Origin of the sequence: Frankia umida (assembly GCF_023242945.1) — a bacterium.
Classification (GTDB): Bacteria; Actinomycetota; Actinomycetes; order Frankiales; family Frankiaceae; genus Frankia; species Frankia umida.
On the sequence record NZ_JALKFT010000004.1, the window covers coordinates 212,760 to 233,824 of the forward strand.

Here is a 21,065-nt window from a genome sequence, read left to right on the forward strand (position 1 = left end):
CTCGAATGTTGTACGTTTGTTGTACGGTGGGGTCATGAGTGTCGGATTCCGCCCCACCGAAGAGGACCTCCGGATCGTTGAGGCCAACCGCCGCCAGGACGAGAAGACCAGCGACGTCATCCGGCGCGCCCTGCGACTGCTGGACCGGGAGGCGTGGGAGGTGCGTGCCCGCGAGGACATGCACCGGCTGCGGAATGAGGACCTGTCCGCCGAGCCCGATGCGTGGGAGTACGACACCGACGGCAACATTGTGATCACAGGCACGAACCTCGCGGTACCAGCCAGGTCCCAGGACCACCCGTGATCCGCGGCGCCGTGTACCCGGTGGACCTCGGCGACGCCAAGCGCGGGCATGAGCAGCGGGGACGTCGACTCGGCCTCGTCCTGAGCATGGAGCAGAACGCATGGTCCACGGTCACGATCGTGCCCACGTCGTCCAGCGCACAGGCGTCCACCTTCAGGCCGGAGGTGATCATTACGGGACGGTCGGCCAGGATCCTGATCGACCAGATCCGCACCATCGACAGCTCCTATGTCACGGGTGAACTCGTGGACTACCTCTCCCGCGACGACATGGCCCAGGTCGAGCACACCCTCTCGCGCTACCTCGGCCTGCTGCACTGAGCGCATCACCCGGGTACGGACCCGGATACGGCCCGATCACCAAAAAGACGCAGGTCAGAATCCTGAGAGCGGTACGAGGGCGGTCGGGTCGTTGTCGGTGTGGACCACCCGGGCCTCGAGGGCGATGCCCTGGGCGACCTCGCGCAGATTCGGCGAGGTGGGGATGCCGGTGCCGATGTCGAGAAACTGCCGGATCTCGGCATCGGTCGCCAGGTGACGCACGGCGCGGGTCCTGAACGCCTGGTTCTGCCGGGCGCTGGTCCGGATGTGCGGGAACCCGGCCAGCGACCGCTCGGCGGCCTCCCGGTCGGCGAGGACGTTCTCCTTGCCGCCGAGCAGGTAACCGTATCGCCACGGATATGGAGCACAGCTATCGGATTGACATGATCCCGGCGGCGGCGCCGGTCAGCTGGGGGTGACGGTGGCCAGCTCGCGAGCGACCAGGCGGCCGCGGATGACGTCGGCGTGCGGCGGCGGGACGAACTGCAGGACGACCTGGTCGGCGCCGGCCTTGAGGTGCGCGCTGACCCGCTCGCCGAGCAGGTCCGGGTCGTCCGCGACGACGAGGGCGTCCACGAGCGGGTCGCTGACCGCGGCGAAGTCCTCGTCGGTAAAGCCGTAACGCGCCAGGTTGGCGGTGTAGTTGGGCAGGCTCAGGCAGAAGCGCAGATACTGGCGGACCGCGTCCTGGTCGACCGCGCCGTCCGCGTCGGTCAGCGCCACCATCTGGGCGGGGGCGAGAAAACGGCCCGGTCCCAGTGCCGCGCGGATCGCGGCGGTGTGCGGGACCGGGGCGAAGTAGGTGTGCGCGCCGTCGGCGGCTGTACCGGCGAGCGTCATCATCTTCGGCCCGAGGGCGCCGAGCACCGTCGGTGGGCGGCGCCGCTGCCCGGCCGCGGCGTCCATCGCGGCGAGATACGCCCGCATGGTGGCCAGCGGGGGGCCGAACGTGTGGCCGCGGGCCTCGACCATGCTGCGGTGGCTCACCCCGAGGCCGAGGATGAACCGGCCGGGGAACGCCTCCTCGAGGGTGCTCGACACGGCCACCATCGCCTCGGGATCCCGGGCGTAGATCGTGGCGACGCCCAGGGCGACCGTGAGGTGCGTGGTCGCCGACAGGTACAGCGCGGCGCGGACGAACGGGTCGACGCCGCTGTGCTCGGGCAGCCACAGGCTCGCCACCCCGGCGGCCTCGACCTCCCGCACCGCCTCGACGGCCTGCGCCGCCGGCAGCCGGTCCAGGAACCCGCCCCACAGTCCGACCGGACCGGGCAGCGCCGCGGCACTCATCTGATCTCCTCCGTCGTCGGGGTGGCGCCGTCGTCGGGGTGGCGCCGTCGTCGGGGTGGCGCCGTCGTCAGGGCCGGACCGCGGCCCAGGTCTCCTGGTTCGCCGGCACCGACTCCATGATCGGCCGCCACCGCTGCGGAATCCGGTCGATGACCTTCATATCGAGCTCGGGTTTCAGTGTGCGGGCAACCACCTGCCGGAAGCCAGCAGAAGCCCGCGGACGCCCACGAAGGCCGGGGCCGGGGCCCGAACCCGGCAGGCGGTCAGCCGAGCAGGGCATCGAGGCGGGCCCGTTCGGCGGGTTCGAGCGTACGCAGCGCAGCGCCCCGCTCCGGGCGCCACACCACCCCGTCGACCTGCCAGGCCTCCCGCCGCAGGCGCATCTTGTCGATCTTCATGCTGGCGAGTTTGGGGAGCTCCGCCGTGACCCGGACGAATGATGGCAGCCACTTGGGCCCCAGGTCGGGCTGCTCGGCGAGGAACGCGTCGAACGCGGCGGCGTCGAAGCGGGCGTCGGCGCGCAGTTCGAGGGCGACCATGACCCGGTCGCCCACCGGATCGTCGGGCACGGCGTAGACGGCGACCGAGCGCACGTCCGCGAACCGCCCGATGATCGCCTCCACCGGGGCGGCGGCGAAGTTCTCCCCGTCCACCCGCAGCCACTCGTTGGACCGTCCGGCGAAGTACAGCCAGCCGTCGTCGTCGCGGTAGGCGAGGTCCCCCGACCAGTAGGCGCCCGCGCGGAACCGGGCCGAGGTGGCCTCGGAGTTGTTGTAGTAGCCCTCGAAGCCCTCCGTCGGCGCGGTCTCGACGATCTCGCCGACGGCGACGTCCAGGTTGCTGGGCCGCCCGTCCGGACCATAGGTGACCGGCGGGCACTCCTGGCCGGTGGTCGCGTCGAGCACGCGGACGGTCGGGTCGGGCCGGCCGAGCGCGCCGTCGGGCATCGACGGGTCGCGGCGGATGATGATGATGCCCTCGGTGGAGCCGTAGCTGTCGCGCACGGTGGCGTCGAAGCGGCGGGCGAACTCGCGGATGTCGCGCAGCGACGCCTCGTTGCCGACCGCGACCCGCAGCGGGCTGTCCGCGTCGTCGGGCTGTTCGGGGGTGGCGAGGATGTAGTTGAGCACCTTGCCGGTGTAGGTCATCACCGTCGCGCCGGTGCGGCGCAGGTCCGGCAGGGTGTTCGAGGCGGAGAACCTCGGCCGCGTCGCGATCGGGACGGCGGCGTTCAGCGCCGAGGACCAGCCGGTGAACAGCGAGCTGGAATGGAAGAACGGCAACGGCGAGTACACCAGGTCCCGACCGCGCCGCAGCTCGGTGACCTTCGCGACGTGCCCGCCGGTACGGGCGAACCGGCCGTTGGTGCAGCGCACCGCCTTGGGCAGGCCGGTCGAACCGGACGTGAAGATCAGCAGGAACAGGTCCTCGGGACCGACCTCGACAGCCGGCAGCGTGGCCGGAGCCGCCTCGAGCAGCGCGGCGTACTCCGGGGTGTCGACGACGAGGACGCGCTCGGCCGACACCGCCGTGTCCACCCCCTCGAGCAGCGGCGCGTAACCGGCGGAGGTCACCAGCAGCTGGCAGTCGGTGTGGCGGACGAGCTGGCCGAGCTGCTCGCCCCGGTAGGTCGCGTTGACGCCGACCACGGTCGCCCCCGACAGCGCGGCCGCGGCCAGCCAGAACACGTAGTCGGCCACGTTCTCCAGCAGGACACCGATGTGCGGGGGGCGCCGCGGATCGCGCACCGACGCGAAGTGGTTCGCCCGGCGGGCGGCCTGCGCGACCAGCTCGCGGTAGCTCCACCGGTCATCGCCGATGATCAGGCCGGGGCCGTCGTCCGCGGCCCGCGCCCGCAGCAGCCGTGCGGCTGTCGTCCCTGTTTGCGCACCCTGTGCCAAGGCCGTACTCCCACTTTCCACGTCGACTTCGGACCCGGTCCCACCGTCACGTTGCCTCACCACCAGCCGGCGGCGCCACCAGATACCGGCGGTCTCGACCGTCCGGCCGACCACTGGCGGTCTCACCAGATGCCGGCGATGGCCTCCAGCATGGTGTGGTCGGTCGGCTCGACGATCACGGTGCTCAGCGGGCCGTCCCGCCAGGCGGCGAGCTGGTCGGCGATCCGCGCCGGCGGACCCACCAGGGCCAGGTCGTCGACCAGGTCGTCGGGGACGGCCGCGCACGCCCCGGCCCGGTCGCCGCCAAGGAACAGGTCCTGGATCCGGTTCGCCTCCTCCACATATCCGTAACGGGCGACGAGATTGGCATAGAAGTTCTTCGTCTTCGACCCCATGCCGCCGATGTGCAACGCGATCCGCGGGCGGACCTCGTCGCGGCAGGCCTCGACGTCGTCACCGACGCAGGCGAGCACCGTCGGCGCGATCTGGAAGCCCGCGGGGGCGGCGGCGAGCGCCTCACCCCAGGCGTTCTTCCAGTGCCGCGGGCTCCACAGGTACGGCAGCAGACCATCGGCCTCGGCGACCGTCATCGCGACGTTCTTCGGCCCGAGCGCGGCGATGAGAACCGGCGTCTGCGGCGCACCCGGCAACTGCGAACGCAGCGCCCGCCCCTGGCCGGTGGACCCGGGGCCGGTGTAGGGCACCTGGTAGACGGATCCCTCGAAGGCGACCTTGCCGGTGCCGGCGAGGGCCTGACGCAGGATGGCCAGGTACTCGCGGGTCATCTGCACCGGCGGGCGGTACGGCACGCCATGCCAGCCCTCCACCACCTGCGGCCCGGACGCGCCAAGGCCGAGGATGAGCCGGCCCCCGGACAGCTGCTGCAAGGTGAGGGCCGTCATCGCGGTGGCCGCCGGGGTCCGGGCCGGCATCTGCGCGATCGCGGTGCCCAGTCGCAGCCGGGTGGTGATGCCGGCGATGAAGGCGAGCGGTGTGAAGGCGTCGGCACCCCAGGCCTCGCCGGTCCACACCGAGTCATAGCCGACCTGTTCGGCCCGGCGTGCCACCTCGGCGAGCGAGGCGCCCTTGCCTCGGATTCCAGCCAGGCTCAGGCCAAGCGTTACCTCTGTCACGTATTCGACGCTAGCCCGACGCAAAACTCGATGTCAATGTCAACGTCTGGCACCGGAGCATGCCTGCCCACCTCCGCTGCCCACGAGCGCTGCCCACGAGGACCTGCCGCACCGCGGCCGGCTCGGCGGTGGGCGGGCGCCGTGGCGGCCGGGCGGACGCCGTGGCGGCCGGGCGGACGCCGCGTCCGTTGTCCCGCCAGGACCGGACCCGTTATGGTCACGCTGTCCATGATGGCCTGGGTTCGCGGCCGGGATTGGACTTCCGCGGTCGCCCCTAGCGGCGGCTGCCCACAGCAGGCAGGGCATGGGTCCCGATTTCGGGACACGCACGGACGCGGGTTCCCGGCTGGGAACGGCGTCCCGGGGCAGGAGGACACTGTGGATCTGACAGGACGTTCGGCGATCGTCACCGGAGGTGCCGGCGGTCTCGGCGCCGCGACCGTGCGGCATCTCGTCGGCCTCGGCGTGAAGACCGTGGTCTTCGACCTGCACGACGGCGGTACCAAGGAGGTCGCCGACAGCATCGGGCCGGACGCCCTCGCGGTCAGCGGTGACATCAACGACGACGACGTGGTGCAGTCCGCGATCAGCGCGGCCCAGTCGCTGGGCACCTTCTCGATCGTCGTGAACGTCGCCGGCGGCGGCATCGCCGCCCGCACCCTCAACCGCGACGGAACCCCGCACGACAAGGACTCGTTCGTCCGCGTCCTGCAGCTCAACGCGGTCGGCACGTTCAACGTCACCCGGCTGTCCGCCGCGGCGATAGCCCACAACACCCCGACCGAGGACGGCGAGCGTGGCGTGATCGTCAACACCGCCTCCATCGCCGGACTGGAGGGCCAGGTCGGTCAGCTGGCCTACGCCGCGGCCAAGGCCGCCATCCTCGGCATGTCGCTGCCGTTGGCTCGTGACCTCGCCCCGTCCGGCATCCGGGTGAACGCGATCGCGCCCGGCACCATGGGCACCCCGATCATGCTCTCCGCGCCCGAGGCGTTGAAGGAGAAGCTGACCTCCAGCATCCAGTTCCCCAAGCGGATGGGCCGGCCGGAGGAGTTCGCCCTGCTGGTCGAGTCGATCGTGCGCAACCCCTACCTCAACGGCGAGAACATCCGTCTCGACGGCGCGCTGCGCTTCCCCCCGAAGTAGGACCTCCCCCGGCCCGGGGCCCGTCCTCGCCGCCGCCGGTCTCCCCGTGCGGACATGGAGACCGGCGCGGACGGCCCGGCACGGACGGCCCGGCGACAGCTGGACCTGCGGCGTTACGGGAACGCCCGGGGTCGGCCACGGGTCGGTTGCGAGTGGCAGGGGCGCTGACTACTGTCGATATCAATATCGACATCTGCGCGGATGGGCGGCGTGTCGCGCCGCGGCGGTGCCGTCGGCGGGCGCGCGGCCGGTTCCCCCAGGGAGGATCCCCGTGACCGAAGCAGTGATCGTTTCGACCGGCCGCACGGCCATCGGCCGAACCCGCAAGGGCACCCTCGTCGGCCTCGACGCCTTCGACCTCGCCGAGGCGGTCATCCCGGTTGTGCTTGAGCGCAGCGGGATCCCGGCGCAGGACGTCGACGACATCGTCCTCGCCGAGTCGATGCAGGGCGGCGGGGTGATCGCCCGCAACGTCGCCGTCCGGCTCGGTCTGAACGACGTGCCGGGCCTGGCCGACAACCGGCACTGCGCGGCCGGCCTGTCCGCGGTCTCGATCGCCGCCGGCAGCATCCGCGCCGGGATGGACCAGGTCGTCATCGCCGGCGGCACCGAAAGCCTCACCAACGCCGCTCCCAGCGTGAAGTTCGACGCCGAGGGCAACCAGACGCTGTGGCGCCCCCCGTCGCACCCCGAAACCCCCGAGGCCCCCGCGTTCGACATGTCCATCACCGTCGGCGAGAACACCGCCCGCGAGATGGGCCTGACCCGTACCGACGTCGACGAGTGGGCGGTCTACAGCCACGCCCGCGCGATCGCCTCCATCGACGCGGGCGCGTTCACCGAAGAGATCATCCCGTTGGACGTCACCCGGCCCGACGGCAGCGTCGTGCGCTTCGACACCGACGAGCACCCGCGGCGTGGCACGACGCTGGAGCGGCTTGCCTCGCTCAAGCTCATCCACCCGGAACTCGGGGAGGCCGGCACCGTCACCGCGGGTAACGCCGCCGGGCTCAACGACGCCGCCGCGGCCGTCACCGTGACCAGCGACACCTACGCCGCCGCTCACGGCATCACCCCGCTGGCCCGGATCCGCTCGTGGTCCGCCGTCGGCATCGAGCCCGCCCGTACCGGCATGTCCCCCACCCTGGCCATCCCGAAGGCACTCGACCGGGCCGGTCTCACCCTCGCCGACATCGACCTGTTCGAGATCAACGAGGCGTTCTGCTCGGTGCCGGTCGCGGCGGTGCGCAAGCTCGGGATCAACCCGGAGATCGTCAACGTCAACGGCAGCGGCGCGAGCCTCGGCCATCCGATCGCCGCCACCGGCGCCCGGATGGTCGTCACCATGCTCGGCGAGCTGCGCCGCCGCGGCGCCACGCTGGGCGTCGTGTCGATGTGCGCCGGCGGCGGCATGGGCGCCGCCATGGTCCTCGAGCTGCTCTGATCCTGGGCCCGCGCCGGCTCCTGTGTGTCGGCGCGGGATTGCCGGTCCTGTTCCGCCGGGGGCGCGATACGCGTTCCGCCTCCGCGGGCAGGCCACACGGGAGGCCGGCCACGAACCGGAAACGGGCGGCCCCCCCCCCCCCGCACGGGGCGCCCCCCCCGGGGGGGCCCCCCCTTCCGCGTCAGGGGGGGACGTCCCCGTCAGGTGGTGAGGATGGAGACGGCCGCGGTGCCGGGGGCGCCGTAGAGCTGGGCGTAGCCGACCCGGGGGTTGCCGGGGACCTGGCGGTCGCCGGCCTGGCCGCGCAGCTGGCGGACCAGTTCGTGGATCTGGCGCAGGCCGGAGGCACCGATCGGTTCCCCGTTGGCGATCAGACCACCGTCGGTGTTGACCGGCAGCCGGCCGCCGATCTCGGTGGCGCCTTCGGCGAGCAGCTTCTCCTGCTCACCGTCGGCGCAGAAACCGTTCTCGGCCATGTGGATGATCTCGGCGCCGGCGTCGGTGTCCTGCAGCTGGATGACATCGACGTCCTGCGGGCCGATGCCGGCGGCCTCGTAGGCGGCCCGGCTGGCGTAGACCGTCGGCGCGACGTCCTCCTCCACCGCGGCCCACGAGCTGTGCACCTCATAGGCGCCGTAGCGCCGGGTGCGCAGCGCGGTGGCCCGCAGGTAGATCGGGTTCGAGGTGTAGCGGTGGGCGATGTCGGCCCGGCACAGCACCACGGCCGCCGCGCCCTCGTCCGGCGAGCAGAACATGTACTGGGTCAGCGGGTAGTTGAGCATCCGCGCCCCGAGGATGGTCTCCTCGTCCAGCGGCTTGCGGCGGAACGCGTTGGGGTTGAGCACCCCGTTGCGCAGGCTCTTGTTCACGACCTTGGCCAGGGTCGCGTGTGAGATGCCGTGGTCGTGCATGTAGCGGTTGATCTTGATGCCGAAGAACTTCGTGGTGAGGAACTGGCCGGCCTCGCCGTACCAGGACGGCGCGCTGTAGTACTCCGGGTCGGCGGTGAACGCACCGGGCAGGTGCTTGTCCATGCCGACGGCGACGCCGAGCTCGTACTTGCCGTAGCGGATCGCGTCGGCGGTGAGCTCGAGGGCGGTGCCGGCGGTGGCGCAGCCGTTGTAGACATCCATGAACGGGATGCCGGTGAGGCCGAGCAGGCTGATCACCGCGTCCGGGTTGTCCACCTCGTTGCTGCCACCGAACGCGAACTGCACATCCGACCAGCTGATTCCGGCATCGGCGCAGGCGGCCCGCACCGCCTGCGCACCCATCTCGATCGCCGACTTCGGCCCGAACCGGCCGAACGGGTGAATGCCCACCCCGACGATGGCGACGTCGTGCATGTCAATCTCCTCGATCCAGGGCTGGGACGACTCGTGCGCTGGGACGGTTCTTGGGTCAGGACTCGGTCGGCGCGAAGGCGTGGATCACGACCTCGGTACCGTCCGCGTCCGTACGGAACGGCACGACCACCAGTTCCAGCTCCATGCCGAAACGCAGCTTCTCCGGGTCGGCCTCGGTCAGCCGCGTCTCGACCCGGACCTCGTCGCCGAGCTGGACGAGCCCCACCCCGTAGGGTCGGAACGTCTCCTCGGTCTCCCCGCCCGCGTACGGCGCCTTGGGCAGGAAACCCTGGATGGTCCAGGCCACCAGGGTCCCGCGCCGGGGCAGCAGACGCTCGGCCATGTCGGGGTTGCCACAGCGCGGGCACGACGGCTTGCGCGGAAACGTCACCGCCTGGCAGACCGGGCAGCGGCTGCCGATCAGCTGCGGCTCGTCGGCCGGCCAGGTGAACACGTCGGGGGCGAACGCTACCTTGGTCACGCCATTCTCTCCTCGCCTCGGCGACCGTCCGGCTCCCGCCGTGGCGCCGTTCGCCTGTCCTACAGTTCGGACTTGACCTTGGTCTTCATCTGGTCGAGGTTCACCAGGATCGGGTAACCGGAGACGCTGAGCGCGTTGCCGTGGCCGGTCTGGTGGACGTCGAACACCGACTGGATCGCCGCGTAGAAGCCCTGCACGTCCAAGGTCTGGTTGACCGCGCGCTTGGCCTGGCGCAGGCCGAAGGGCGGCATCTTCGCGATGCTGGCGGCCAGCTCCCGGGTCGCGGTGTCCAGCTCGGCGCGGGGCACGACCCGGTTGACCATGCCGACCTTCTCCGCCTCCTCGGCGGTGATCGCCCGGCCGGTGAACAGGATCTCCTTGGCCTTGCGCGGCCCGAGCTCCCAGGTGTGCCCGTGGTACTCGACCCCGCCGATGCCCATCGCCACCACCGGGTCGGAGAACTTCGCGTCGTCCGCGGCGATGATGAGGTCACACGGCCAGCACAGCAGCAGCCCGCCCGCGATGCAGCGGCCCTGCACGGCCGCGATCGACGGCTTCGGGGTGTTGCGCCAGCGCAGCGTGTACTCCAGGTAGCGGCGCGACTCGTACTGGATGATCTCCTCGAGGGTCATCTTCCCGTGCCCGTTCGCACTGCCCGCGCCCTTGATGTCGTGCCCGGAGGAGAAGTGCTTGCCCTCCCCGCGCAGGATGATGACGGCGACGTCGTCGTCGGCGGCGGCGGCACGCCACGCCTCGTCGAGCTCGTCGAGCAGCTCGGGATTCTGGGCGTTGGCGACCTCAGGCCGGTTGAGCGAGATGGTCGCGATCTTGTCGGCGACCTCGTAGCGAATGAACACCTGCAGCTCCTCAGCCGCGCGTCGGGCCGACCAGCTCGATACCCGCATCGCGATGTTGCCCCTGGTAGGCACTGCCCGTAGCGGACGTTGCCCCTTGTGATGTTCTACTGGTCCGTGTCCGTGGCTCTACTGTTCTTCATAGCGTGCCCGTAGCACCCGACGCAGCACCTTCCCGGACGGTAACCGGGGGATCTCGTCGGTGAACATGACGCGGCGGGGCCGCTTGTACGACGCGAGCCGCCCGCCGACCAGCGCGATCAGCTCGTCCGCGGTGACCGGCGCCCGGGTACTGACGGCGGCGATGACCGCCTCCCCGTCGGCGGCGTCCGGGACGCCGAACACGGCGCAGTCGGCCACGGCGGGGTGTCGGTGCAGCACCGCCTCCACCTCGGCCGGCGCCACCTGGAACGCCCGCACCTTGATCATCTCCTTGCGCCGGTCGGTGAGCCGCACCCAGCCGTCCGCGTCCACCTGGCCGAGGTCGCCGGTGCGGTACCAGCCGTCCACCATGACGTCCGCGGTCGCCGCGGCCGGCAGATAGCCGGCCATCACCGACGCCGACCGGGCCTGCAGCTCGCCGGTGGCGCCGACGGGCAGCACGACGCCGCGGTCGGGGTCGACCACCCGCAGTTCGACGCCGTCCACCGCCTGGCCGACGCTGTCCAGCGGCGCGCCGGTGAGCGACGTGCGCCCCGGCGGGGTGCAGGTGAACAGCGGCACCTCGCTGGCCCCGTAGGCCGTCACCCACCCGACCCCGGTACGCGCCGTCACCGACTCGGCGACACTCGGGGTGACCGGGGTGGCGCACCACATGATGTAGCGCAGCGACGACAGGTCGAACGACTCCAGTGTCGGATGCCCGGCGATCGCCAGGGCGATCGGCGCCACCGCCATCTCGATGGTGACCCGGTCCGCCTCGATGGCACGCAGGACCCGGTCGAGGTCGAACCGGCGGTGCAGACGCATCCAGGCACCGGCCGCCCACACCGTGGCGATGTTGAGGATGCCAAGGATGTGCGACGGCGGTGTGGCGATCTGCATCCGGTCGGCGCCGGTCATTCCCAGCGCACGCCGCCAGTGCCCGACCGCCGCGTCGAAGGACGCGTGGGTGTGCCGCACCGCCTTGGGCAGCCCGGTCGTCCCGGAGCTGAACACCAGCAGCGCCTCGGCGTCCGGGCGCGGCACCGGCCAACGGGGCGAACCCGTGGCCGACCCGGCCGCCGGCCGACCCGGTGTGACCGCCTCGATCGGCTCGCCCAGGTGCAGCATCGGCAGGGCGGCGGCGAGCGCGGGGTGGTCGCCCACGGCGTGGCGCGGTTCGGTGAGAGCGAGGGCGTCCTCGACCTCACCGGCCCGCCACGTCGGACTGAACAGCACCGCCGCCGCACCGACCCGCCACAGCGCCCGCACCGCGACGACGAACTCGGGGCGGTTCGACGACATCAACGCCACCCGGTCACCGGGGCGCACCCCGCGGGCGACCAGCCGACGGGCCAGCCCCTCGGTCAGCGCCTCGATCTCGGCCCGGCCGTAGCCGCGCTCGCCGAAGGCAAGGACCACGCGATCTGTCACCAGATCCCCCTTCGCCTGCGCGCCAGGGCGCCGGCCGGGCGGCCCGTCGACCCACCGGGCCGACGGGCCGAAGCCCCGGTCAGACCGGGATGAGCCGGGACATGTTCCCGCCGAGGATCTTGGCCTTGACCTCCTCGCTGACGTTGGTCAGCTCGGCGGCGAAGCTCGCGGGCTCGGCCAGGCCCTCGGGGTGCGGGTAGTCGGAGCCGTAGAGCACCCGGTCCTCGCCGAGCAGCTCCACCAACTTCGACATGTCGTCCTCCCAGAACGGGCTGATGTGGATGTTGCGGCGAAGGACCGTGATCGGGTCCTCCTCGAACATCTGCGGGCCCTTCTTGTACACGTTCTTCAGGCTCGCGATCAGCGGCTCGACCCAGGAGGCGCCGTTCTCGACGAAGGCGATCTTGAGCTGGGGGAACCGGGTCAGCGTGCCGTGGCAGATCAGCGAGGAGACGGTGTCCTCGATCGGGCGCCACTGGTTGACCATCCGGAACGCCTCCGGCTTGAAGGGCAGGTACTCCTTGTTCGCGCCCTCCCAGTCGTCGGTGTAACGGTTGTAGCCGCTGTCCGACGAGTGGAACCCGACCAGGATGTCGGCCTCGACGACCTTCTTCCAGAACGGGTCGAACTCGGGCAGACCGAAGGAGCGCGAGTAGCCGTAGGTCGGCACCGGCGCCGGGCGGATGAGGATGGCGCGGGCTCCGCGCTCCACCACCCATTCCAGCTCCTCGATCGCCTTGTCGACGATCGGCAGGGTGATGACCGGGGTGGCGAAGATCCGGTTCTCGTAGTTGAACGACCAGGTCTCGTGCATCCACTGGTTCAGCGCGTGGATGACGACGTGGGTCAGCTGCGGGTCGTCCCGCATGCGCTCCTCGAGCAGGCTCGCGAGCGTCGGGAACATCAGGGTGCGCTCGACGCCCTGCTCGTCGAGCAGCTTCAGGCGCGCCTCGGGCTCGCGGAACGCCGGGATCGAGCGCATCGGCTTGCCGATGATCTCCCGGTAGGACTTGCCCTCCGGGTTGCCGATACGGAAGTACTCCTCCTGCGCGCCGGGGCGCGCCACGACGCTGAACGTCGGGTTCGGGATGTACTCGCTGATCTGACCCTTGATAGCGATCTTGGTACGACCGTCGACCTCGACGTAGCGCACCGCGCTGCGGTACTGCTCCGGCAGGAACTTGGTGAACGCCTCCTCGGTCTCGTACATGTGGTTGTCGGCGTCAAAGATCGGATAGGGCGACGGACTCGACGTCATGTGGGCCTCTCCTTGCTGATCAGATGGTGGACGTGGGAACCGCGGACGCTGTCACGAGCCGGTTGCGGCCAGCAGGGCGCGCGCGGATGCGCTGGGGTCGGCGCGGGACTCGCGCCACCACGCGCCGAGCGTGTGGGTCAGCTCCGCGGACGTGCCGAGCAGCGCGTCGAGGGCCAGCACCCGGCTGTGGAAGTGATGGTGGTCGTGTTCGGCGGTGAATCCGATGCCGCCGAACACCTGCATGGCCCGTTCGCAGATGCGCCGGCCGTTGCGCCCCGCCAGCGCCTTGACGACCTCGTCGTGACGCTGCGGTGCCGCGGCGTCGAGCGCCACGGCGGTCGTCACGACGCTTTCCAGGGCCACGCTGTCGGTCTGTGCCCAGGCCAGCAGATGACGGACCGCCTGGAACGTGCCGATCGGCCGGCCGAACTGCTCTCGGGAGGCGGCGTAGGCCACGGCGAGCGCGAGGGTCCCCTCGGCGGCGCCGAGGATCTCCAGCGACGTGCCGATCCGGCCGAGACAGACCGCCCGGGCCCGCACGGCCGCGGCCTCGGCCTCGGCTATCGCCGGGGTGAGCGCCGCGTCGTCCACCCGGACCTCGTGCAGGGTGAGGCGACCGGGCACGGTCACCGGCACGAGCTCGGTCTTCTCTGCGGCGATGACCGACGCGCCCTGACCCGGCCGGTCGACGAGCAGCGTGCGCCCGGCGACATCACCGACGGCGAGCAGCCGCTCGCCACGGGCCGAACGGCGGACGATCACGGCGACGAGGGTGCCGGGTTCCGCCCCGGCCGCCGCCAGATACGGCTGGGCGATCAGGGCGCCGAGCGCCGCGGTGTCCGCGAGCTCGCGGCCCTGGGCGCGAAACAGCGCCAGGGCGGCCCCGCGGGCGTCGCGGTCGTCGAACTCGGCCAGCAGATCCCACCAGCCGAGCGCCTCGAGCGGGTCCTCACCGGGCCCGGTGCCGCGCAGCGCGGCACCGGCCGCCTCGAGGAACTCGCGGTCCGGTGACTCCACGACCGACGTCATGGCAGCCGCAGAATCTGCTTGGCGATGGTGTCGAGCTGCATCTGCTGCGACCCTCCGTAGACGGTGACGATGCGCGAGAACAGATAGTCCTGGCGGTTCACCGCCACATGGTCGTCCTGCACGCCAACAGCAAGATCCGGATCGCTGGCGAGCACCCAGTCGTTCACGGCCTGCTCGCTGGCGGCCAGCATCAGCTTCACGAACGCGGCCCGAGGACCGAGCACCGTGTCCGCCGCGTGCGCCCGCACACCACCGAAACTGCTGGCGCGGACGGCGGCCAGATCAAGCAGAGCGTTGCCCAGCAGCGTATCGCCCGCCGGTCCGCCCAGCGAGAGATTGTCAAGCACCTCCCGCGTCAGGAAGTTGTGCCGGAACCAGCCGAACGTCCCGCGCTCGTGGGCGAGGATGTGCATCGCCACCCGCCAGCCGCCGCCGATCTCCCCGACCAGGCGCTCCGGGCCGACCAGCACCTCGTCGAAGGTCACCTCGGCGAGTTCGTCGGTGCCGTTGGCCTGTTCGATCGCCCGCACCTCGACGCCGGGATCCTGCAGGTCGACGATGAAGGCGGACAGCCCGCGGTGGCGTGACTCGGTCGTCCCGGTCCGGGCGAGCACCAGACACCACCGGGCGTAGCGCGCCCAGCTCGTCCAGATCTTGCGCCCGGTGATGGCGTACCCACCGCCGTCGCGTTCGACGGCCCGGGTGCGGGCGCTGGCCAGGTCCGAACCCGCCTCGGGTTCGGAGAAACCCTGGGACCAGACCTGTTCGCCGCGCAGGAACCGGGGCAGCGCCTCGGCCATGAAGGTCGGGTTACCGAGTGCCACGAGCGTGGGCAGAAGCACCTCGAGATGCTCGTAGAGCGCCATCGCCGGCAGCCCGTGCCGCGCCAGCGCGTCCCACATGACGGCTCGGTGCACGATGTCACCACCGAAGCCGCCCAGCTGCTCGGGCCACCCGTAACGGGCCCAACCCTCGTCGTACAGGACACCCATGAGCGCGGAAGTCACGGCCACCCGCTGGTCGTACGCGGCGATCGGACGCGAAGCAGCCTCCAACGCCGCCGGCCGGGTGGCCAGCCAGTCGTCGAGGGCAGCGGCGTACGAGCACGCATCGTCACGAAGCGGACCGCTTCCACTGCTGGCAGTTATATGCAACATTGACGTCAATATAGGAACCCGCGAACCTCGAAGCAACGTCGAAGTTCCCGGGTCGTCTTTCAAGGAGTGACGTGGTCGAGCACGAGGAGCCGGAAGCCCCGGTACTCATTGAGGATCGGGGCCCGGTCCGGGTTGTCACCCTGAACCGTCCCGCCACCCTGAACGCCTCCGACGAGGGGCTGCACACCGCCCTCGCCGAGGTGTGGCCGGCCATCGACGCGGCGAGCGAGGTGCGGGCCGTCGTCCTCACCGGCGCTGGCAAGGCGTTCTCCGCCGGTGGTGATCTCGCCCTGCTTGACCGGATGGTCACCGACCCCCGGCTGCGCGCCAAGGTGATGGCCGAGGCCGCGGCGATCGTGCGCGGGATGACCTCGGTGCGGGTGCCGATCATCGCCGCCGTCAACGGCCCGGCCGTGGGCCTGGGCTGCAGCCTGGCCGCGATGAGCGACCTGGTCGTGATCGAGGAACAGGCTTTCCTCGCCGACCCGCACGTCCTGCTCGGCCTCACCGCGGCCGACGGCGGCGCACTGGTCTGGCCGCTGCTGATCAGCCTGCAGCGGGCCAAGGAGTACATCCTGCTCGGCGACCGGATTCCCGCGGCCGAGGCGCTGAACCTGGGCCTGGTCAACCGGGTGGTGCCCCGCGGCGAGTCGGTGACCACCGCGGTCGAGCTCGCCAACCGCCTCGCCGCCCTGCCGCCCCAGGCGGTCGTCGAGTCGAAAAAGCTCATCAACAGCGGCTTGCGCCAAGCAGTGGCATCCTTGTTGTCCGGTGGGCTCGACAGCGAATCGGAGTCCTTCGACGAGCCGGCCTTCCAGAAGAACCTGGCCCGGATGTTGAGCAGGACGGGAGCAGCCTGATCGTGGCGGACGGCAACGACAACGGCTCTGACGACAGCACGGGGACGGGCACCGGCGGCAGTGGTGGTGCCCGCACCGCGCGCTACCCGCGGTTGTCGGGGGTGCGGGCCGAGCTCGGTGAGCGTTACCGGGCCGAGGGCCAGTGGGACGAGCGCCGCCTCGCCGACGGCATCGAGGCCGCGGCGGCCAGCACTCCGGACGCACTCGCCGTCGTCGACAACGAGGTGCGCCTGAGCTACGCCCAGCTCGCCGCCGCGGTCGCCGGCGGGGTGTCCACGCTGGCCGCCCGCGGGGTCCGCCCCGGCGACGCCGCGATCCTGGTCACCGGCAACACCCATCAGGGTGTCATCGCCTACCAGTCCCTGCTGCGGGCCAGGACGACCGTGGTCGGGCTGGACCGGCGCAGCGGTGCGGCGGAGGTGCGCTTCGCGCTGGAGGCACTCCCGACCGATCCGTGGATCCTCGTGCCCGACCGGGAGGCCGAACGACTCGGCGAGGCCCTGGCCCTGGCCGGGGACCGGGTGCTGTCGCTGGAGCTGTTCGGCGCCGAGGTCGACCCGTCGGTGCCGGCGGCCACCTGGACCGAACCGAACCGCGACCGCGCCACGATCATCATGTTCAGTTCGGGCACCACCGGCCGGCCCAAGGGCGTCGTCCACTCGTTGAACACCCTCACCGCGGGCCTGTTCAACCTCGAGCGGTCCGTCGCCCACGACCACGTGGCGACGTTCCTGGTCAGCCCGCTGACCAGCATCACCGGCCTGATGCAGCTGCAGCTCGCGGCCGATCGGCACGGCACCCTGCTGCTGGAGGACCGCTTCAGTCCGACGGCCACCCTGGCGCGGATCAACGCCGAGGAACCGACGCTGCTCGGCGGTGCCCCGGTCATCCCCCAGCGGCTGCTGACCGCCGCGGCCGAGGCCGGGCCGGACGTGCCGGTGCGGCTGCGCCGGCTCACCCTCGGCGGCTCGATGCTGCCCCGCCCGCTGCTCGAGCTCGCCACCGACCGCTATGGCATCGAGATCGTGCGCATGTACGGCTCGTCCGAGGCACCGGTGTTCTCCGGCAGTCTGCCCGACGACCCGCGTGAGCGGCGGCTGGCCGATGACGGCGTGCCCATCCGCGGCGGTGAGGTGCGCATCGGCTCGTCGGAGCACCCGCAGGAGGGCCTGCTGCGTGGTCCGAACCTGTTCCTGGGCTACCTCGACCCGGCCGATGACAAGGGCGCCTTCGAGGACGACTGGTACCGCACCGGCGACCAGATCGATGTCACCGACGGCCGGCTGACCGTCGTCGGACGGCTCAAGGAGATCGTCAACCGCAACGGGTTGAAGATCTCGCTGAGCGAGCTCGACGAGGCGTTGCTCGGGCTGCCGGGCTCGACCGAACACGCCACGTTCGGCCTGCCGGACCCGGCCACCGGCGAACGCCTCGTGGTCGCCGTCGCGGTCGCCGACGGCGCGAACGTCACCCTGCAGGACGCGATCTCGCATCTGCTGGAGCTGGGTATCGCCAAGCGCAAGCTGCCCGAGCAGCTGGTGCGCTGGAAGGGTCCGCTGCCCCGCACCGCCTCGGGCAAGATCGTCCGTTCCCGCCTGGTGATGGACGCCCCGGCGATGGACAGCGATCTGGCCGAACGTCTGCGCGAGGCCTGACCCGCGCGGGATCCGACCCACCCGTGGCCCGGATCACCGGGGTCACGGGTCACACGGGTCTTGGGATCACGGGGTCGCCGTCCGTCATGGCGCCACCATGACCGGTCGGCGGCGCGGGCCGTAGGGCGGCGGGTGGCCCGGTCGCGGGCGCCGCCGCCGGGTCGGGGGCCGCTGGGGGGCGGCGGCGCCGGCCGCTCTTCGCCGCGTACATCGCCCGATCGGCACGCCGCAGCAGCTCCTCCGGGCTCTCCAGCGGACCGGCCGCGGCCACCACCGCGAGCCCGACACTCACGGACACCCGACGGTCGTGCCCGTGGACCCGCAGCGGGGTGTACATGGCCTCGCGGACCCGCTGTGCCGTGAGCTCCCCGACCGCCCGTGGGTCGTTTCCGAGATCGCGCAGCAGCACGGCGAACTCGTCCCCACCGATGCGGGCGGCGAGATCCCCCCGGCGCACCGCGCCGCGTATCCGGCCGGCGACCGCGCGCAGCAGCTCGTCACCGGCGGCATGGCCCAGGGTGTCGTTGACCGCCTTGAAGTCGTCCAGGTCGCAGTACAGCAGCCCCACCGGCGTTCCGTGCGCCCGGTGGTCCTGGACCGCGTCGGCGACCTCCGCGTCGAACAGCATCCGGTTTCCCAGACCCGTCAGCGGGTCGTGCAGCACCTGGTAATGCAGCTCCTGCTGGGCGACGCGCACACTGACCAGGAGCCGGGTGTTCTGGGCGACGGTCACCATCTGCCGGATCAGCACGAGCCCCACCAGCGCGATGAACAGCGCCAGGGTGACTCCGCGCAGGGCGTCGCCGCGCGCCGCGGTCGCCACCACCAGCCCGGCGACGGCGCTCAGCGGCAGGTACGGCAGGTAGACGTGCGCCCACACCGCGAACTGGTCGCCCCATGACCGGCCGGGCGTGCCCGGCGCGGACGTCAGGCCCGGGCCGGGCCGCCTGCGCCCGGGCGGGACCAGCATGGCGAGCCCGAGCAGCGGCGGACCGAGCGCCAGCCCCACCCAGGCACTCGCGGTCTGGTTGATCTCCACCCGCTGGATCAGCGCCCACTGGACGCTCGCGCCGGTGGCGACCGTGATGCACAGCGCGCCGGCCGCGTACAGCACGACCGCCCGGGGACTGCGGGGACGGCCGAAGGTGAGCAGCAGCAGCAGGGCGAACAGCTGGGCGGCGCTGCCGAGGATGGTCCCGAGCCCCAGCCAGTACCGGGCGGCGGACAGTCCGCTGCCGTGCAGGTCGCCGAGCACCTCCACCCACAGCAGCAGAAGGACGGACCCGGCGATGAGCAGTCCGTCGAGGAGCATCAGCAGGTAGCGACCCAGGTCGGGCTTCGCCCGGCGCGGGTCGGCCGCGTCGCGCCGGGGCTCTCCCGGCAGCGCCAGCACCGCCAGGAACGCCAGCCCCACCGGCACCAGGTGCACCGCGTTCAGACTGGTGTAGTGCACCCGCCGGTCGTGGTCCACGCCGAAGACCACGATCCACTGGATCGCCCCGACCACGACGAAGACCAGCGCTCCGGTCAGCAGCGCCCGCCAGCGCCGCTCCTCCCGGCGTGTGCGCAGCACCGCGACCACGCCCAGCAGCAGCGACCATCCGCTCAGGACCAGCGGCCCGAAGATCTCGAAGGGACGCCGACTCCCGCCGTCGAGCGCGGCCTGGGGGATGAGGACGGCGGCGACCAGCACCGCGGTGGCGCACGCGAGCAGGACGAAGGCCCGACCGCCCAGTGGCGCCGCGGGCGGGAGAGCCAGCGCGACCCCTGACGTGGACGGCGCGCCGGGCGAGGCCTCCGGGTCGGTCGCGAGCGGAACACCAGCACGACGCATGGACGGCGTCCTCCCTCCCCGCCCAGCATCACCCGGCACAACGGCCCGCGCACGCCAAAACCCTGCGATACGCGATCACATGGTGACGCCCTGACGCCAGACGCCCGGCCCGCCATCGATGATCAGTCTGGCCGCCCGCTCACATCGCCGTCCGATGGTCGCCGGTGCCGGGGCGCACGGGCATCGGCCGGACCATCGCGTCCACCGTGAACGACGCGACCAGCGCCCCGTCCTCGGTGTACACCCGGCACTCGCTGTGGGTCATTCCCCCGTTGGCGACAGTCGAGTGATGGTGATAGCGCAGCCACTGGTCGGCGCGGATATCGGCGTGCAGCGACAGTGCGATCGCGTTGATACCGGTGGACAGGCTGCGGTGGGCCTGCCACTGGCCGACGCCGGCGTGCGGGCGCATCGCCGCCGAGATCGAGATGTGCCCGGTGAACTGGGCGAGCAGTGCCGCATGCAGCGGCTGGTCGGCCGGCACCGCGCGAAAGCGCACCCAGGTGTCGATGGTCGGCGGCCCGACCGGCGCCGCCGGATCGTCGTCGTACTCCCCGGCCGGGATCCGCAGATCCCGGCCGGTGACCGCCATGTCGAGCGGCTCGGACTCGTAGGGCCCCGGGGCCGGCGGTGCCGGCGCCGCGTGGCGGAACACGTCCTCTCCGGTGACGTCGAGCAGCAGCGTCCCGGACGCGCGCCGCCGGCCACCCTGGTCGACGTGCGCGATGACGGAGGTGAAGCTGCGACCGTTGTTGAGCTCCTCGAGCTCGAACGCCAACGGCTCGCGGGCGTCGGCGGCCCGGTAGAACACCATGTGCGCCGACACGACGCGGCGGCCCGGCGCATGCCGGCTCGCGGCGACGATCGCCTGGCCGAGCATCTGGCTGGCCTCGACCACGGGCCGCCCCGGGCTCGACAGGAACCCGCTGACGTACCGGCGCTCGCCGTCCGGGCGCACGTCCAGAATGTCGACCAGATCCGCGACGTCACCCCAGATCGGGAACTGCTTGACGGTGACGTCGCGCGGATCGCCCCCGTCAACCCCGTCGACGATCTCGACGAGCGCCCGGTCATGGTCGAACGTGACCAGCCCCGCGAGCCACTCCAGGCCGGCGGCCGGCTCGGTGGACAGCCACGCCACGTCCTGCCCGTCGACGACCGCGCCCGGCACCGGCGGCGCGCCCCAGCCGCGCAGCGCCGGCGGCACCTTGCCGTCGATCGACCAGGTCTGGGCGCCGCCCCGGACCGGGCAGGTGGCCGGCGTCGACGTCGGGGTGAACAGGTCGAGCCGCACATCCTCGCGCGGGAAGTACAGCGCGGACGTCCCATCCGGCTGCCGTCCCCACACCGTCGCGGTCGACTCGGCGATCAGCTGGTCCCCCCACCAGGCCCGGGCCCGCAACGGGATGGGGACGGCGACGAGGGCCGGTGCGCCGGCCTCGGCCGGTTCGGAGGCCGCCTGCTCTGGAGCTGTCATG

General features: G+C 71.7%; 19 protein-coding genes. 6 read left to right on the forward strand and 13 right to left on the reverse strand.

The genetic code is table 11. The annotated features are described in order from the left end of the window. The first annotated feature begins 34 nt into the window (after positions 1-34). Entirely contained in the window at positions 35-304 is a 270-nt protein-coding gene (locus MXD59_RS06080; RefSeq protein WP_248823789.1) for a hypothetical protein, read from the forward strand. Further along, positions 301-624, forward strand: coding sequence for a type II toxin-antitoxin system PemK/MazF family toxin (locus MXD59_RS06085; RefSeq protein ID WP_248823790.1), 324 nt, complete (start codon positions 301-303; stop codon positions 622-624). The genes MXD59_RS06080 and MXD59_RS06085 overlap by 4 nt, the downstream gene beginning before the upstream one ends. Before the next feature lie 54 nt (positions 625-678). Here the strand turns inward: MXD59_RS06085 and MXD59_RS06090 are convergent, their stop codons facing one another. The 4 genes from MXD59_RS06090 to MXD59_RS06105 all read right to left on the reverse strand — a co-directional run bounded on the left by MXD59_RS06090 (position 679) and on the right by MXD59_RS06105 (position 4,948). Then, positions 679-963, reverse strand: a complete 285-nt coding sequence (locus tag MXD59_RS06090; RefSeq protein ID WP_308301658.1) for an SAM-dependent methyltransferase — start codon at positions 961-963, stop codon at positions 679-681. A gap of 66 nt (positions 964-1,029) precedes the next feature. Further along, positions 1,030-1,914, reverse strand: coding sequence for a TIGR03620 family F420-dependent LLM class oxidoreductase (locus MXD59_RS06095; protein WP_248823791.1), 885 nt, complete (start codon positions 1,912-1,914; stop codon positions 1,030-1,032). A gap of 263 nt (positions 1,915-2,177) precedes the next feature. Continuing rightward, positions 2,178-3,815 carry an AMP-binding protein gene (locus MXD59_RS06100; protein WP_248823792.1) on the reverse strand — a complete coding sequence of 546 codons (1,638 nt, stop codon included), beginning with the start codon at positions 3,813-3,815 and terminating at the stop codon, positions 2,178-2,180. A gap of 122 nt (positions 3,816-3,937) precedes the next feature. Next, positions 3,938-4,948 (reverse strand): LLM class F420-dependent oxidoreductase, encoded by a 1,011-nt coding sequence (locus MXD59_RS06105; protein WP_248823793.1) that lies wholly within the window; start codon positions 4,946-4,948, stop codon positions 3,938-3,940. A gap of 378 nt (positions 4,949-5,326) precedes the next feature. On the opposite strand from MXD59_RS06105, the gene MXD59_RS06110 reads away from it, so the two are divergent. Together MXD59_RS06110 and MXD59_RS06115 are read left to right on the forward strand one after the other, a co-directional pair. Next, positions 5,327-6,094, forward strand: a complete 768-nt coding sequence (locus MXD59_RS06110) for an SDR family NAD(P)-dependent oxidoreductase (protein ID WP_248823794.1) — start codon at positions 5,327-5,329, stop codon at positions 6,092-6,094. A 271-nt stretch (positions 6,095-6,365) separates the two neighbouring features. Next, the gene (locus MXD59_RS06115) at positions 6,366-7,538 is read left to right on the forward strand and encodes a thiolase family protein (RefSeq protein WP_248823795.1); all 1,173 of its coding nucleotides are present in this window, start codon (positions 6,366-6,368) and stop codon (positions 7,536-7,538) included. Between the two features lie 200 nt (positions 7,539-7,738). On the opposite strand, the gene MXD59_RS06120 is transcribed toward MXD59_RS06115, so the two are convergent. From MXD59_RS06120 to MXD59_RS06150, 7 genes are all read right to left on the reverse strand, one after another. Further along, positions 7,739-8,884, reverse strand: a complete 1,146-nt coding sequence (locus MXD59_RS06120) for a thiolase family protein (RefSeq protein ID WP_248814643.1) — start codon at positions 8,882-8,884, stop codon at positions 7,739-7,741. Between the two features lie 55 nt (positions 8,885-8,939). Beyond that, complete coding sequence (locus MXD59_RS06125) at positions 8,940-9,365, reverse strand: Zn-ribbon domain-containing OB-fold protein (RefSeq protein WP_248814642.1); 426 nt, start codon at positions 9,363-9,365, stop codon at positions 8,940-8,942. 59 nt (positions 9,366-9,424) lie between these two features. Further along, positions 9,425-10,222 (reverse strand): enoyl-CoA hydratase, encoded by a 798-nt coding sequence (locus MXD59_RS06130; RefSeq protein WP_248814641.1) that lies wholly within the window; start codon positions 10,220-10,222, stop codon positions 9,425-9,427. 126 nt (positions 10,223-10,348) lie between these two features. Then, entirely contained in the window at positions 10,349-11,794 is a 1,446-nt protein-coding gene (locus tag MXD59_RS06135; protein ID WP_248823796.1) for a class I adenylate-forming enzyme family protein, read from the reverse strand. A gap of 79 nt (positions 11,795-11,873) precedes the next feature. Beyond that, positions 11,874-13,052: an amidohydrolase family protein gene (locus MXD59_RS06140; RefSeq protein WP_248814639.1), complete on the reverse strand. Its 1,179-nt coding sequence runs from the start codon at positions 13,050-13,052 to the stop codon at positions 11,874-11,876. 51 nt (positions 13,053-13,103) lie between these two features. Then, positions 13,104-14,081: an acyl-CoA dehydrogenase family protein gene (locus tag MXD59_RS06145; RefSeq protein WP_248823797.1), complete on the reverse strand. Its 978-nt coding sequence runs from the start codon at positions 14,079-14,081 to the stop codon at positions 13,104-13,106. Further along, positions 14,078-15,238 carry an acyl-CoA dehydrogenase family protein gene (locus MXD59_RS06150; RefSeq protein WP_283096420.1) on the reverse strand — a complete coding sequence of 387 codons (1,161 nt, stop codon included), beginning with the start codon at positions 15,236-15,238 and terminating at the stop codon, positions 14,078-14,080. Before MXD59_RS06150 ends, MXD59_RS06145 begins: the two co-directional genes overlap by 4 nt. Positions 15,239-15,309: 71 nt before the next feature. Here MXD59_RS06150 and MXD59_RS06155 point away from each other — a divergent pair, with 71 nt between their 5' ends. Both MXD59_RS06155 and MXD59_RS06160 read left to right on the forward strand, forming a co-directional pair. Then, positions 15,310-16,098: an enoyl-CoA hydratase/isomerase family protein gene (locus MXD59_RS06155; RefSeq protein ID WP_248814636.1), complete on the forward strand. Its 789-nt coding sequence runs from the start codon at positions 15,310-15,312 to the stop codon at positions 16,096-16,098. A gap of 2 nt (positions 16,099-16,100) precedes the next feature. After that, positions 16,101-17,753 (forward strand): class I adenylate-forming enzyme family protein, encoded by a 1,653-nt coding sequence (locus MXD59_RS06160; RefSeq protein ID WP_248814635.1) that lies wholly within the window; start codon positions 16,101-16,103, stop codon positions 17,751-17,753. A gap of 49 nt (positions 17,754-17,802) precedes the next feature. Here MXD59_RS06160 and MXD59_RS06165 read toward each other — a convergent pair whose 3' ends face one another. Continuing rightward, the gene (locus MXD59_RS06165; RefSeq protein WP_248823799.1) at positions 17,803-19,587 is read right to left on the reverse strand and encodes a GGDEF domain-containing protein; all 1,785 of its coding nucleotides are present in this window, start codon (positions 19,585-19,587) and stop codon (positions 17,803-17,805) included. Between the two features lie 139 nt (positions 19,588-19,726). Next, positions 19,727-21,064, reverse strand: a complete 1,338-nt coding sequence (locus tag MXD59_RS06170) for a DUF427 domain-containing protein (protein ID WP_248823800.1) — start codon at positions 21,062-21,064, stop codon at positions 19,727-19,729. Position 21,065 lies beyond the last annotated feature (1 nt).